Annotated in this window: 15 protein-coding genes and 1 other RNA gene; 14 read left to right on the top strand and 2 right to left on the bottom strand. The window is 35.7% G+C overall.

Annotation, left to right across the window (positions count from 1 at the left end; all coding sequences use genetic code 11):
- The first annotated feature begins 158 nt into the window (after positions 1-158).
- The 6 genes from BUB45_RS00515 to nth all read left to right on the top strand — a co-directional run bounded on the left by BUB45_RS00515 (position 159) and on the right by nth (position 5,011).
- The gene (locus BUB45_RS00515) at positions 159-326 is read left to right on the top strand and encodes a YpmA family protein (protein WP_073004117.1); all 168 of its coding nucleotides are present in this window, start codon (positions 159-161) and stop codon (positions 324-326) included.
- Positions 289-822 (top strand): cell wall elongation regulator TseB-like domain-containing protein, encoded by a 534-nt coding sequence (locus BUB45_RS00510; protein ID WP_073004116.1) that lies wholly within the window; start codon positions 289-291, stop codon positions 820-822. The genes BUB45_RS00515 and BUB45_RS00510 overlap by 38 nt, the downstream gene beginning before the upstream one ends.
- Positions 823-836: 14 nt before the next feature.
- The gene (locus BUB45_RS00505) at positions 837-2,024 is read left to right on the top strand and encodes a pyridoxal phosphate-dependent aminotransferase (RefSeq protein ID WP_073004114.1); all 1,188 of its coding nucleotides are present in this window, start codon (positions 837-839) and stop codon (positions 2,022-2,024) included.
- Between the two features lie 86 nt (positions 2,025-2,110).
- Positions 2,111-3,403, top strand: a complete 1,293-nt coding sequence (asnS, locus tag BUB45_RS00500) for an asparagine--tRNA ligase (RefSeq protein ID WP_073004112.1) — start codon at positions 2,111-2,113, stop codon at positions 3,401-3,403.
- A 235-nt stretch (positions 3,404-3,638) separates the two neighbouring features.
- Entirely contained in the window at positions 3,639-4,346 is a 708-nt protein-coding gene (locus BUB45_RS00495; protein WP_170861684.1) for a DnaD domain-containing protein, read from the top strand.
- A 2-nt stretch (positions 4,347-4,348) separates the two neighbouring features.
- Positions 4,349-5,011 (top strand): endonuclease III, encoded by a 663-nt coding sequence (gene nth / locus BUB45_RS00490; RefSeq protein ID WP_073004110.1) that lies wholly within the window; start codon positions 4,349-4,351, stop codon positions 5,009-5,011.
- Positions 5,012-5,068: 57 nt separating this feature from the next.
- Here nth and BUB45_RS00485 read toward each other — a convergent pair whose 3' ends face one another.
- Positions 5,069-7,858, bottom strand: coding sequence for a PBP1A family penicillin-binding protein (locus BUB45_RS00485; RefSeq protein ID WP_073004109.1), 2,790 nt, complete (start codon positions 7,856-7,858; stop codon positions 5,069-5,071).
- A gap of 17 nt (positions 7,859-7,875) precedes the next feature.
- A complete protein-coding gene (gene recU, locus BUB45_RS00480) occupies positions 7,876-8,463 on the bottom strand; it encodes a Holliday junction resolvase RecU (RefSeq protein WP_073004107.1) in 588 nt (195 codons plus the stop codon).
- Between the two features lie 244 nt (positions 8,464-8,707).
- Here recU and BUB45_RS00475 point away from each other — a divergent pair, with 244 nt between their 5' ends.
- The 8 genes from BUB45_RS00475 (at position 8,708) to BUB45_RS00440 (ending at position 15,139) form a co-directional block, all read left to right on the top strand.
- Positions 8,708-9,697 carry a DUF2515 family protein gene (locus BUB45_RS00475; protein ID WP_073004105.1) on the top strand — a complete coding sequence of 330 codons (990 nt, stop codon included), beginning with the start codon at positions 8,708-8,710 and terminating at the stop codon, positions 9,695-9,697.
- A 417-nt stretch (positions 9,698-10,114) separates the two neighbouring features.
- Positions 10,115-10,342, top strand: coding sequence for a hypothetical protein (locus BUB45_RS00470; RefSeq protein ID WP_073004104.1), 228 nt, complete (start codon positions 10,115-10,117; stop codon positions 10,340-10,342).
- 148 nt (positions 10,343-10,490) lie between these two features.
- Positions 10,491-10,850: a DUF1798 family protein gene (locus BUB45_RS00465; protein ID WP_073004102.1), complete on the top strand. Its 360-nt coding sequence runs from the start codon at positions 10,491-10,493 to the stop codon at positions 10,848-10,850.
- A 45-nt stretch (positions 10,851-10,895) separates the two neighbouring features.
- Positions 10,896-11,303: a cytidine deaminase gene (locus BUB45_RS00460; protein WP_073004100.1), complete on the top strand. Its 408-nt coding sequence runs from the start codon at positions 10,896-10,898 to the stop codon at positions 11,301-11,303.
- Positions 11,304-11,570: 267 nt separating this feature from the next.
- Positions 11,571-11,885, top strand: a complete 315-nt coding sequence (gpsB, locus tag BUB45_RS00455; RefSeq protein WP_073004098.1) for a cell division regulator GpsB — start codon at positions 11,571-11,573, stop codon at positions 11,883-11,885.
- A 73-nt stretch (positions 11,886-11,958) separates the two neighbouring features.
- Positions 11,959-12,334: RNase P RNA component class B (gene rnpB, locus BUB45_RS00450), an RNA gene on the top strand.
- A 170-nt stretch (positions 12,335-12,504) separates the two neighbouring features.
- Positions 12,505-13,656 (top strand): THUMP domain-containing class I SAM-dependent RNA methyltransferase, encoded by a 1,152-nt coding sequence (locus tag BUB45_RS00445; protein WP_073004096.1) that lies wholly within the window; start codon positions 12,505-12,507, stop codon positions 13,654-13,656.
- Complete coding sequence (locus tag BUB45_RS00440; protein ID WP_073004094.1) at positions 13,643-15,139, top strand: carboxypeptidase M32; 1,497 nt, start codon at positions 13,643-13,645, stop codon at positions 15,137-15,139. Before BUB45_RS00445 ends, BUB45_RS00440 begins: the two co-directional genes overlap by 14 nt.
- The last annotated feature ends 35 nt before the right edge of the window (positions 15,140-15,174 follow it).

The raw sequence follows: 15,174 nt of genomic DNA, 5'->3' as shown, positions 1-15,174 counted from the left end.
ATTTATTTAAGCATATACATATTCTTTGCTAAAAAAAGCAGGATATGTCTAGCAGAACTTGATAAGACAAGAAACTTTAACCGTAAATGGAATTGACCATGTTGCATTTTATACCAATCAACGTAATTTCAATACTGGCTATATAGGGAGGTCAAAATATGGATGAATTAACCACTTTAGCGACTGTACAAATCGGATATTCTTCCGAGTTATACAAAATAGTAGACCTATGTAATAAAACTTTAAAAGAACAAAACCTAATATTTGGTTTAGCATTGGATGATAAAGATGAAGAACAAGCGATCTTTACTATATATCGGTCCTAAATGGATAAGATGGACATTATTCATTCTCTTTTTATTGACGGTGGCTTGCGGTATCTATTTTATTTATTTATACAATGGTTTGCTTGAAAGTAAAACAGCAGGATATGAAGAAACAAAGCAACAGCTACTGAAGGCTGAAACTTTAGCTGAGATTGATAAAATAGAAACATTTCATGGAAAAGAAGCCTACCATGTTGCGTATGGAAAAGACCAAAATGAACAAAGTAAACTTGTTTTTTATCCCTTAAAAGGGAAAGAAAAACAGCTTTTAACTGTAAACCAAGCTGATATTGTAAGTAAATCAGAAATGAAAGAGCAGTGGAGACAGGAATGTGATCAATGTGAGTTTATCCGTATTACCCCCGCACTCGTAGATGGCAAAGAATTGTGGGAACTGACTTATATAGATGACTCAAATCGATACGTTTTTGATTATTTAGATATGCATGATGGTTCGCGATATGAACAAATGCGCTTTAAAAGTATGTTTAAATAGAAAGGTGATAAAAAGTGGAATTAGCAAACAGAGTAAAAACATTAACCCCCTCATCTACATTAGCCATTACAGCGAAAGCAAAAGAATTAAAGCAGCAAGGTCATGACGTTATCGCTTTAGGGGCTGGTGAACCTGACTTTAATACACCTGGGCCTATATTGGTTGCGGCTGAAAAAGCAATGAATGAAGGCAAAACAAAATATACGCCTTCTGGAGGGATTGTGGAATTAAAGCAAGCCATTGTAAACAAATTTCAAAAAGATAATCAACTTAACTATACTAAAGAACAAATTATCGTAACTACTGGAGCCAAGCATGCATTATACACACTTTTTCAAGTGCTACTAAATGAAGGGGATGAGGTTATTATCCCAGCCCCGTATTGGGTTAGTTACCCAGAGCAAGTAAAGCTTGCTGGTGGAACTCCTGTTTTTATTCCTGCTAAAGAAGAAAACCAATTTAAATTAACGCCACAGGAATTAGAAGCGGCTATTACGAGGAAAACGAAAGCCATCATTATTAATTCACCTAGTAACCCGACTGGTATGATGTATAATAAAGATGAATTAAAGCAGTTAGGAGACATTTGTTTAAAGCACGATTTGTTAATTGTATCCGATGAAATTTATGAAAAGCTAATTTATTCTGGCGAAGACCATGTATCTATAGCACAATTATCACCAGAATTAAAAGCTCAAACAGTTATTATTAATGGTGTATCTAAATCCCATTCCATGACTGGTTGGAGAATTGGTTATGCTGTTGGACCAAATGAAATTATTAAAGCAATGACAAGTCTTGCTTCACATTCTACATCAAACCCAACGTCAATTGCTCAGTACGCAGCATTAGCCGCTTATCAAATGGACGATTCCTTTAATGAAGAAATGAAGGGTGTTTTTTCACATCGTTTGGAAAGTTTATATCAACTGCTAACGGAGATACCTGGAGTGAGTTGTGTAAAGCCTGAAGGGGCATTTTATTTATTTCCAAATGTGCAAGAGGCAGTACGTAAAAGTGGCTTTAGTAATGTAGATGATTGGGCAAAGGCACTATTGGAAGAAGAAAAAGTAGCTCTTATTCCCGGATCTGGATTTGGTGCGCCTAATAATGTACGTTTATCATATGCCACATCTATGGAAGCACTAGAAGAAGCTGCAAAAAGAATTAAACATTTTATTTTACACTATAAGAGAGCATAAATTCTTAATTTTATCGTGTAAAAACAACAATAATTTACGTTAAAAAAATTTTCTAAAAGCATGAACATGTATTAGGAGGAGTTCTTTTGAAAACGACAATTTCGCAGGCACCAAGATATAATGAAGAGACAATTACGGTTGGAGCTTGGCTCACAAATAAACGTTCAAGTGGAAAAATTGCATTTCTACAATTACGTGATGGCACTGGATTTATGCAAGGTGTTGTTGTAAAAAATGATGTGAGCGAAGAAACATTCCAATTAGCTAAAAACATCACACAAGAATCATCGATGTATATTACTGGTAAAATTGTCGAGGATACACGCTCACCATTTGGATACGAAATGCAAGTAAGTGATATTGAATTAATTCATGAAGCTCATGATTACCCGATTACACCGAAAGAGCATGGTACAGAGTTTCTAATGGATCATCGCCATTTGTGGTTACGATCTAAACGTCAACATGCTGTTATGAAAATACGCAATGAAATTATACGTGCGACTTATCAATTTTTTAATGATAACGGTTATGTTAAAATTGATCCGCCTATTTTAACAGGATCCTCGGCAGAAGGAACAACTGAATTATTCCATACAAAATACTTCGATGAAGAAGCTTATTTATCACAAAGCGGGCAATTATATATGGAAGCAGCGGCAATGGCATTCGGAAAAGTATTTTCTTTCGGACCGACCTTCCGAGCAGAAAAATCAAAAACACGCCGACATTTAATTGAATTTTGGATGATTGAACCAGAAATGGCTTTCGTAGAGCATGAAGAAAGTCTTGAAATCCAAGAAAATTATGTAAGCTTTATCGTTCAAAATGTGCTTGGAAATTGTAAATTGGAATTGCAAACATTAGATCGTGATATTTCAAGCTTAGAAAAAGTACAAGCACCGTTTCCTCGGATAACTTATGATGAAGCAATTGCGCTATTAAAAGAAAAAGGTTTTACCGACATAGAATGGGGTGAAGATTTTGGGGCTCCTCATGAAACAGCTATCGCTGAAAGCTTTGATAAACCAGTATTTATTACCAATTATCCTACGGGAATAAAAGCATTCTATATGAAGCCACATCCAGAGAGAGATGATGTCGTATTATGTGCAGATCTCATTGCACCAGAAGGGTATGGAGAAATTATTGGTGGTTCTCAACGAATTGATGATTTGCAGTTAATGGAAGAGCGTTATAAAGAACATGGATTAACAGATGAAGCATATCAATGGTATTTAGAACTAAGAAAATATGGTAGTGTACCGCATTCTGGCTTCGGCCTAGGATTGGAAAGAACGGTAGCTTGGCTTGCGGGTGTTGATCATGTTCGCGAGACTATACCGTTTCCACGTCTACTAAATCGGCTTTATCCATAATTATTAGGTTGTTAATTTAGCTTAAATATATAGGGGTGCTGTAAGGCTTCTATATCTATCTTAATAAGGGAAAATGAGTGAATGCAACAAGTCAGAAACAAACGCCGATTGATTCATGTTCTAAAAGAAGTATCTCAAACTTTATACAAAACTTAGAAAATAACCTATCCCTTGCTAGAACAGGCAAGGGATTCATTTATCATGTAAAACGGAAATTTTATAAGATGAGAAGGAGATGTTCGTCATTAAAAAGCAATCATTCTCCATTCAGCACCTTTTAAACAATCAAGTGCCTATTCCAAAGGAACTATTAACTTCCTATGTTTCTATAGGGCTAGATGAAAAAGAAGTTATGTTGCTAATACAATTACAACGATTTATGGTAGAAAGAATTGATTTTCCTACTCCAGATCAATTAACTACTTTTGTAACGATGAAAGAACAAGAATGTGCACATTTATTACGTGGTCTTGTTCAAAAAGGGATGCTGGCTATTGTACAGCAAGAAGAAAACGATGGAAAGATTAAAGAAGCTTACGATTTAAATCCTCTATGGGATAAATTATTTCAGACGGAAGAAGATACGAAACAGGATTCAGATACATCTGAAGGGACTATTTTTATCTTGTTTGAACAAGAATTCGGTAGACCATTATCGCCATTTGAAATTGAAATGATTAATGCGTGGCTAGATGAGGATCAAATTGCTCCATCATTAGTTAAAGCAGCTTTACGTGAATCCGTGTTAATGGGAAAGTTAAATTTTAAATATATTGATCGTATTTTACGCGAATGGAAGAAAAAAGGGATCCATAGTGTAGAACAAGCTAGAATGTCCAGTAAACAATTTCATGCCAGACAGAATGCTCCAAGATCAGAAGGTAGTTCACAAAGTACTCGTAACAGTTCTTTTTACTATAATTGGCTGGAAGGGGAGGATTAGCGATGCTGACGCAAAAACAAATTCGCTTTTGCTTGGATGAAATGAAAAAAATGTTTCCTCACGCCCAATGTGAATTAACACATAAAAACCCATTTGAATTAGTAATTGCAGTGCTGTTATCTGCCCAGTGTACAGATAACTTAGTTAATAAGGTTACAAGAACGCTGTTTCAAAAATACAAAACGCCTGAAGATTATTTAGCCGTACCTTTAGAAGAGCTTCAAGAAGATATTAAATCAATTGGTTTATACCGAAATAAAGCAAAAAATATTCGTAAGCTTTGTGCGATGTTGATAGAAGATTATGGAGGAATCATTCCAAAATCAAAAACAGAATTAATGAAATTAGCAGGGGTAGGTAGAAAAACAGCTAATGTCGTTGCCTCTGTAGCGTTTGGTGAGCCGGCAATTGCGGTTGACACACATGTAGAACGCGTCTCAAAACGACTTGGTATATGTAGGTGGAAAGATTCGGTCCCGGAAGTGGAAGAAACTTTAATGCGAAAAATTCCAAAGTCAGAGTGGAGTGAAACGCATCATCGCATGATTTTTTTTGGTCGATATCATTGTAAAGCAAGAAACCCGAACTGTATGGAATGTCCATTATTAGAAGTGTGCCGTGAGGGACAAAAACGAATGAAGAAAAGAAAAGAGGTAAACGCGTAAATATTGCGTTTACCTCTTTTCTTACTCTTATAATCCAAGCTTTAAGTTACTATCAGTTTAGCTTTCGTCACTAGCCCCTTGTTCTTCATCTGATCCATCATCGGTTTGACCATTTTCATCAGAGGGGGGTTCTTCATTCTCCTCTTCTGGTGGGCGAGCTTCCCCGTTATCTTGACCATTATCACCAGTATCAGCTCCACCGTCCCCTCCATCATCATCAGCAGGAGGTTCTTCTTGTTCTGCTGATATGGTTACAGATGTTTGTTGAGTGGGTCCTCTTACACCTTCGTTTTTACCTTTCTTACCAATAGGTGTAACAGATATGTTGTACGTTTCTCCAGGTGTGGCTCCACTTATTTCTAACCCATTTGACTGGACGGTTTGTGTCTCACCATTAACAGATACTTCAAAGGTAGCGGGCGGGCCATTGTAATTCCAACTGACATCAATAAGTTTGTTTGTTTCATTATAGGTAGCTGTTAGCCCTGTTACTTCAGGTAACTCCTCTAGTTCTTCTTCACCTGTTGCTACTGTAGTCGTTTTCGGTTCACTTTTAGAATCGTCTTCATTACTAACTACCACAACTTGAATCGTGTATTCTTTATTTGGTTCCACCGCGGATATTTCCATAGATGTATCTTCGGTAGTTGATAATGCTTGCATCTCACCGCCATCCACTTGTGCACTGACTTCAAAGGAAACATCTGCATCAGCATCATATTCCCAAGAAACGTCGATCGCACTCTTTTCTTCGTTAAAGCTTGCCGTTAATCCGCTAACCGGATCTAATTGATCAAACTTCTCGGAAGTCTCTTTCGGCTCTGTACCTTTAACAAACAACTCTGTAATAATCTTGTTGCTAGGTGTATGTTCGCTTGGTTTTGCAGGTGGATTAGATCCTTTTTCAACTTCCGCTTCAATTACCTTATCAGGTTTGACAAAATCCTTTGTCTCTATGTCCTTCGATATTTCTGTCATCGTATTTTTAAACATTTGTAATGGAATTTGCGTATTTCCATTTCCAGGAGGAATAACATCTCGACCTCCTCCTTCATCTTCATAACCACCAACCCATGCAGAAATCGTGTAATTCGTTGTATAACCACTAAACCAAGCATCAGGGCTTCCTTCACGATCTTTTAAGTTTGTGGTTCCGGTTTTACCAGCTACGGGAAGGCCTGGAATATTTGCATTCTTACCTGTACCCTCAGTTAGAACTGTTTTCATCATATCTGTCATCATATATGCTGTATAGTCTGACATAGCGGGTTCTGCTTGTGGTGTTAATTCAACTGTTTTCCCATCTGGAAATTCGACTTTTGTAACCGAATAAGGTTCATTATACAACCCTTCGTTACCAAAGGCTCGGAAGGCTCCAGCCAGCTGTAAAGGTGTAACCTCTGTCCCTGTACCACCGATAGCATCACCAACTAAAATTTTATCGTCTTTAAATTTGATTCCTAAACCTTCTGCAAATTCTTTTGCTTTTTCATAACCAACTTCTTCTAAAACTTTCACAGCAGGTACGTTTAGCGATTGTTTAAGTGCATGACGTGCTGTCATCCAGCCAGCATATTGCCCATTCCAATTACCAATTACTGAATCTGTACCACCGATTTCGTATGGTTTATCATCGTTTATTTGATGATACGTTGACATTTTATTATATTCAATCGCTGGTCCGTAAGCTACAATTGGTTTAAAAGTTGAACCTGGCTGCGTTTTGTTTTGAATAGCGTAATTTAGTTCTCTTTTCCCTTCACTATTCCTTCTACCACCAATAGCACGTATGGCTCCTGTCTTCGTATCAAGAACTGTCATTGCTGCTTGCATCTCATCGTCAGGATATTGAATCGGATTGGAATCACTATCCGTTAGTAAGGATTCCACATGTTTCTGCACATCTTGATCAATTGTCGTATGGATGGTTAAACCATCTGTATAAATATCTGCACCGTCTACTTTTTCTTTCACTTCTTTTTCCACCTGTTGTAAGAAACCTTCATAAGGTGTTGTTTCTGGCTTATCTTCAACTAATAAAGAAGGAATATCAACATTTCTAGCTTCTTCGGCTTCTTTTTCAGAAATTTTATCATGACGTACCATTAAATCTAAAACAGTATTCATTCGCTCTTTCGTCAATTTAGGATTTTCAAACGGATTGTATGCTGTTGGTCGCTGTGGCAACCCAGCTAAAATGGCTGCTTCAGGTAACGTTAATTCGTTTAAATCTTCTTTTCCGAAATAAGTTTCAGCAGCAGTCGCTACTCCATAAGCATTACTACCGTAAAAGATTTTGTTCAGATACATTTCCATAATTTCTTCTTTTGAGTAGTCTCTTTCTAATTGCAATGCTAACCATTGCTCTTGAACTTTTAAACTAATCTTTTTTTCAGCAGACAAGAAAGATTTCTCAACTACTTGTTGCGTGATCGTACTTGCCCCCTCTGAACCGAAACCATTTTTTATATTGGCAATAACCGCACCGCCAATTCTCCTTAAGTCAATACCAGAATGCTCAAAAAACCTCGCATCTTCGGTTGCTGTAACAGCATCAATTAACACTTGTGGTAAATCATCGTAGTTAATTTTCGTTCGATTTTTCTCGCCCATAACCGCAAAAGATTTCCCGTCAATATCTAGGAATTTTGAGGCAAGAGAGTCGGATAATTTCGACTCATTCAGATCAGGTGCTGTGGCTACCCAATAAGCTGCTGTAGCTCCAGCGCCAAGTCCCATAATTATAAAAATAATTATGATTGAAAGTAATATTTTTTTCCATAATGGTTTTTTCTTTGTTTTCTTTTGTTTTCTTCTCGCTGTACGAGACTGGCTATTATTTACCATGCTTCATTCCTCCATCTCTAAAAATAAAGCTTATCAATAATTGTTAAATAGTCAACTCTAGCTTTATATTGAAAAGGGATAAAATAACCCTGCTGTTTTATTGTTTTATACGCAATGGATTTTTTATCTCCTTTTAGGTGAGCATCCCAATGCGTAAAAAGTCTTTCAGCAGGAAATAAATATGTTTCATCAAGTACAGAAAAGCGTATGAGCAGAAATGTAATACCGCCTTGAGCAACAACAGCCTGCATATGATCGACTTGATGATCATGTATATTTGCTAACGGAAATAGCGTTTTATTTTTTGTTTCCTTTGCTTCAAAATCAATATATTTTTCGCGATACACTCCATTGTAATCCGTTGTTGAAGCTTGTTTGAAATACGCTTCTGTAATTACTGCTGCACTTCTTTTTGGATAATTAACCTTGACAATTTGAACAGGTGTCGGTTTTTTGTGAATGACAGCTTTTTTTGCCTCTAAATAGTATGCATTTGTATCATTAATATCCTTTTCTAATGACATCCCACGATTACCAAATTGATGAGAATATAATTTTTTTTGCTTGTATAGGTCCCCATTTTTTCTTCCATTTGGGTAATTCATTTATTTACAATCCCTTCTTTAAATCAGCGTATGATTAAATGAAATAGCTGATACGTTTCATGGAGAAAAGAAATTGTTCAACAACACAAAATGTGTTGTCTCTGAAAAATTCACCTTGATTAGAAATTTACTTTTATTTACATCGTATTTCCTCTCTGCAAAAAATACTAGCAACTTATAATGCATAGTAGCGTCTTGCTCCGTACATGTTATAAAATAATTGTTCTGAAAGGATGGGAGGCAGATGTATATAGATGCAAACCTCAAAGCCTATCTTCATTATATAACAAATAAAACAACAGCACATAACCAAGATAATATAACACGTACAAACGCTTATTTTAAGTTTTATCTGAAATTCCCGGAAATAAAATGGGCTTTTTTAGCAAGTATCGTATCAAGAAATGCTGGATGGAACATGACTGATTTGCAAATGACTCCATTTCAATATTTATTAGGGAAACAAGAAAGAGAGCGGCTGTTTATGACGTATGAGCGTGCTAATTGGCTCATTTTTTCAGATGCCTATCCCCAACTCTTAGTATACCAATTATCCAAGCAAAACAACAAACCAATGTTCGACCTTCTTTCTCTGTTTCATGTTTCTAGTTATATGATAAAAGAATGGCACTATTTTTGGAAGTATTGTGATAAAAATCGTCTTGTACAAGCACTTATTATAAACGAACAGAATGTTATTCAAGAACCTGTTATTAAACAGCATTATTTTCAACGTCGTGTATTTCATCAATTGCCTTATCAAATGCAAAACTTTTTTATGATGAATGCTGTTCTTTTGCCTTCTATGTCCAATGATTTATATGGTGCCTATGTCCATAACTTCACAAATAGAACGAACCGAATTCAGTTAGGGAAAAAACTAGCTTCTCTTATTTTTTCCCCAACTGTCTATAAGCAAACGTTTTTATTTGTTAAATATTGTACACACACTGGATCTAGACGTGATTATGAACGTTTTTTGAAGCTTCCCAAACAACCGGTTACCCCAATCTTGCGAATGGTATATCCCATTATTACACATCAAGATACTATTCGAAAGGATTGGTATCAATCAGGGGGTGTAAAGAAAAAATGGATTCGCGACGCACATCAATGTAACAAACAACAAATCGGAAAAACTTTTTACCAAAAACGACAAATGTTATTTGCTTATTTCTATACTAAACAAGTGTTTACCGCAAAAAAATATTTTTCCACCAATAAAAGGGGGTAGCTTCTCTAAAATATATAAATTAGGTTACAGTAACAGAAAAAATATAGCAAAAGAAAAACAACGTGTCATTTCGAGCAATTTTTAAAACCATTTTGAATAGATAAAGTGCTGCCATGCATGTATATGGCAGCACTTTGTTAATCATTAAACCCTTAAGTTGCTGGGAAATTGGGTCCGTTCAATTTTTTATCTCCTTTTTTCAAAGAGTTAGAACGGATGCTTTCTGTTTTGGCTTGTTTCTTCTTTTTATCTTTCATCGTTTACCCTCCTTTCATCATTAGTTTGTCAAAAATGTAAAAATAAATGAGTATATGCACTTGTTTTGTAAGCTTCATTCTAGTTTTGTCGAACGTGAAGGAAGCCTTCTTTTTAAGACGAAATGTATACAGTAAGATGGGAAGGGGAGGTAGCATAAGAATGCTTGCGTATCAATCACAAAAAAAAGGAAAGCGCGGTGTGGACCGTAAAAAAGTAGAAGCAGCTTTATACGAATTATCAAATCAAATTCGCCGATTGGATCAAAAGTTGACAATGAAAGTAGAAAATAATATATCAAGTCAATATTATGAAAAACTAAATGAAATTGCGCTAGTGAAGAATCAATGTATGCAATTAGAAAAAAATGCAAGAGAACAAAGCAAGTAATCCTATCCAGTATCAACTTGTATCTACTTTGTTCCTCAAAAGGAATAATAAATATTTTAAAATAACACCATAGTAAAAAGTTCTTATTCATCTTCATTATATGTTACTATATAAACATAACATTATATTTAAGTAGGTTGAGATTTGCATGGATATAAAACAACAAACAAATAAATTACAACAAAATTTATATCAGTTGAAAGAAAAATTTGAGCATACGAATCCTCCAGAGGACCGAAAAGATAGAGCGTTGTTTCTGAAAGTTAAAGAGGAAACAACGCCTATTTATCAGTTGCTTGAACGTTGGGAAAAAGACGCTTTACAGTTGGTACAAGAGCGCAAAGTGAATGTACATCCTCATCAAATTGTTTCTACAAGAGAAAATATGGAACTATTACTGTTGCATAGTTATTATATTGATGTAAAGAGAAAACGATATTTCGAATTATACAAATCAATACAATACATTTTCGATCAGTTAATGCGCGAGTTGGATACGCTGTCGTAAATATATTAAAGATAATTCTAAAATCTTTTGAGAAGGGGATGCATGATGAAAACAAAACAAGCATTAATAGAAGCTGCGAAAACGATTAGAGAAAAAGCATATGTACCGTATTCTCGTTTTCAAGTTGGAGCAGCGTTACAAACGGTTTCTGGAAACATTTATACAGGCTGTAATATCGAAAATGCTGCTTATCCTGTCACATGCTGTGCAGAGCGAGTTGCTATTTTTCAAGCAATTGCCAATGGCGAAAAATCATTTACGGAGATGGCTGTTGTTGCTGATACAGAAAGACCTGTACCTCCATGTGGATCTTGTAGACAGGTAATGAGTGAATTTTTTCCATCTGATATGCTTATTCACCTAACTAATCTAAAAGAAGATGTAAAAACGGTTAAAATGGAAGAATTATTGCCTTTTTCATTTCAACCTTCTGATTTAGAACAAGAAGTGTAGCAATTTACGACGTTTGTTCTCTATTGAAAATGCAGACAAACTGGGGAACAGCAAACAATTGATTTTTCAATCGTAACAAACACTTTTTGATACTTCATTATGTACCACTCACAACGCATTTGCACGGATTCATTTTTCACACCTCTTATTTAATGCTATAATAAAAAAAGAGTACACAAACATATTATTTTTTTTCCAGTCATACAATGGAAAAGAAGAAACAAACAAAGCCACACTTAATTATAGAACTGGTATGAGGTGATCGGAATGAGTATGAACCAAGTGCATTTAACAAGTAAAGATATTTTGGATAAAGATTTTAAGACCGCAATGCGAGGATATAACCAAGAAGAGGTGGATGAATTTCTTGACTTAATTATTCAAGATTATGATTTGTTTAAACAGGAGATCAATCGTTTACAACAAGAAAATGAGCAATTGCGAAAAACAAGTTCTGAGAAACCAAAAGCAAGGTCTGTGCAAACTGCACCTAATCATCAAGTTAATTATGATGTGTTAAAACGTCTCTCAAATTTAGAAAAAGCAGTGTTTGGTAAAAAGTTTGCTGATTCAGAAGGGTGATCTGGTGATTTCTCTTTCTTAACTTGCTTTTTTTTATCCATATGGTATAATTTTAACTTGGACTAGTTGTTAAATACTCAAGTGATCGCTGTAATTTTTACAGAGGAAAGTCCATGCTCACACAAACTGCGATGTTTGTAGTGTTCGTGCTTGACGAAATCATAAGTCAAGGTAACCTTTTGGTTAACGGCAGGTATATTTCCTAAGTCCAGTAATCGGATACGGAAGTAACCTTGAAAGTGCCACAGTGACGTAGCTGATTGGGAAACCTTTCAGGTGGAACGAGGTAAACCCCACGAGTGAGCAACCCAAATAATGGTAGGGGCATCTTTTAGTAGGGAATAGGAACCGAACGGAGGACAAGCTAAGCTTGTAGATAGATGATCACCACCAAAGTACGAGGTTGACCACCGTTAGCAGTACAATGGTACAGAACATGGCTTATCGAGTATTTAACAGGTCAAAAAATTAACATGAAGTCTCTCTATCGGTGTATAAACGAAAGAGAGACTTTTTTCATTTCCTATCTGAAATTCATTTGCATCACGAATAATTATTCATGATACATAAGAAAATATGGTAAACTAAAACACAAACAGTCATTGAAAGGACGTTTTTTATGCAGACAGTTACATTAATAGCTACCGCAGCGATGGGATTAGAGTCTGTTGTTGCAAAAGAAGTTAAAAATTTAGGTTATGAAGTACAAGTTGATAATGGAAAAGTAGAATTTAAGGCACCTATAAGCGCAATTCCTCGCTGTAATTTATGGCTTCGTTCTGCGGATCGAGTAAAATTATTAGTTGGTAAATTTAAAGCTACTTCCTTTGATGATTTATTTGAGGGAACAAAGGCTTTACCCTGGGAGATTTACATTGATGAAGATGGCGAAATTCCTGTAATAGGAAAATCTGTTCAATCAACATTACATAGTGTTCCTGATTGTCAAAAAATAGTCAAAAAAGCGCTCGTTGAACGGATGAAATTAAAATACGGCATGGTTTCTAAACTACCAGAAACAGGAGCAATGTATCGTGTCGAAATCGCCCTATTAAAAGATGAAGCAACACTTACGATCGATACTTCAGGCGTAGGTTTACATAAGCGAGGCTATCGAGTTGGGCAAGGTGACGCTCCGCTTAAAGAGACCCTTGCTGCTTCATTAGTATTATTAACTAATTGGCATCCAAATGAGCCTTTCGTTGATCCATTTTGTGGTTCAGGTACTATACCTATTGAAGCTGCAATGATTGGACAAAATATTGCTCCAGGTTTTAATCGTGAATTTTCATCCGAAAATTGGTCATTTGTTAAACAAAAGCATTGGGACAAAGCTTTTGAAGAAGCGGAGGACGTCGCTAATTATGATCAACCTTTAAATATTACTGGGACGGATATCGATCATAAAATGATTAACGTTGCCAATAGAAATGCACTTGAAGCAGGGCTAGGGGAACTTATTCAATGGAAGCAAATGCAAGTTAGTGACCTTCACTTTAAACAGCCTAACGGTTATATTGTAAGCAATCCGCCTTATGGGCAGCGTCTCGGAGATCAAAAACAAGCAATGAAAACAGCAAAACAACTTGGTGAAATCATAAGTAACTACCCGAGTTGGAGTGTTTATATAATAACAGCATACGATCAATTTGAAGCCGCTTTTGGTAAAAAAGCAACGAAGAAGCGAAAGTTGTTTAATGGCTATATTCGAACAGATTATTATCAGTACTTCGGTCAGAAAGAGAGGGGATATTCTGATGAAATTAAGTGATCAAAAACAGCAATTTAAAAATTATTTAAAAGAAATTGATTATTATCGAGAGGCACTTTCCCTTATACATTGGGATATGCGTACGAAAATTCCAACTAAAGGCGTTGAGCAGCGGTCAGAAGTGGCAGGTTTTTTGGGTGAAAAAATTCACCAATTGCAGACATCGAAGCAAATGGAAGCATATATTAAAGAACTTAAACCTAACACGGATGATTCTATTCTTTTAAGAACAATTGAAGTTTGTGAAGAAGAATATGAAAGGAATAAAAAAATCCCTCACAAGCTGTATAAAGATTTTATGATTACGCAGACTAAATCTGAAGCGATTTGGCAACAAGCTAAAGAGAATGATGATTTTCATCTATTTCGACCATACCTTAAAAAGTTAGTGGATTTCAACCGTGAATTCGCTTCTTATTGGGGATATGAAAACAATATTTATGATGCTTTGCTACACAAATTTGAGCCAGGTATCACAGTAAACGAACTAGATCATGTATTCCCTAAATTACGCAGTTCGTTACGCTCCACGTTAGAAAAAGTGCAAACAAGTGCTGTAAAGCCTGACCCTAGTATAATACAGGTTCATTTCCCTAAACAACAGCAAGTAGCTTTTACAGAGCAACTGCTTAAACAGATGGGCTATGACTTTACATCTGGACGTTTAGATGAGACTGTTCATCCATTTGCTATTCCATTAAATCAAAATGATGTAAGATTAACTACCCGTTATGACGAAAATGATTTCCGAATGGCTGTATTTGGAACGATTCATGAAGGGGGACACGGCTTATACGAGCAAAATATTGATCCTCGTTTAGCTCGAACACCATTAGCGACTGGAGCTTCTATGGGTATACATGAATCACAATCATTATTTTGGGAAAATTTTATTGCCAGAAGTTATCCATTTTGGGAAAAGAATTACGATTTATTCTTGCAGTATGCTCCACATTCATTTCAAAATGTAGATCTAGAGCAATTTTATCAAACAATCAACGAAGTGAAGCCATCTTTTATTCGAATTGAAGCAGATGAATTAACCTATCCGCTACATATTATGATTCGATATGAGTTAGAAAAAGCACTTATAAATGAAGAAATCATAGTAGATGATTTACCCCATTTATGGAATGAAAAAATGAATGATTATTTAGGAATCACGCCGCCAACAGATAGAGAAGGTGTACTACAAGATATTCATTGGGCAGGCGGTGATTTCGGGTACTTCCCGTCTTACGCTTTAGGGTATATGTATGCAGCACAAATTTATCATACATTATCTAAAGACTTTCCTGTAGAGAGCCTTATACGAACTGGTGACCTTACTCCTATTAAAAGTTGGCTCGCCAAGTCGATTCACCAATATGGTAAATTAAAAGAACCGCTGGAAATTCTAACTGATGTAACGAATGAAACATTAAATCCTGATTATTTAGTTCAACATTTAGAGAAAAAATTCAAGGCGATTTATCAGTTTTAATTGTATAAAAGATGTTGTTTTTAGTATGCAATTTT

Source organism: Virgibacillus chiguensis, from assembly GCF_900129865.1.
Taxonomy (GTDB): Bacteria; Bacillota; Bacilli; order Bacillales; family Amphibacillaceae; genus Virgibacillus; species Virgibacillus chiguensis.
The sequence above is the reverse complement of the archived record's forward strand: the minus strand, read 5'-3'. Positions and strand labels throughout refer to the sequence as shown.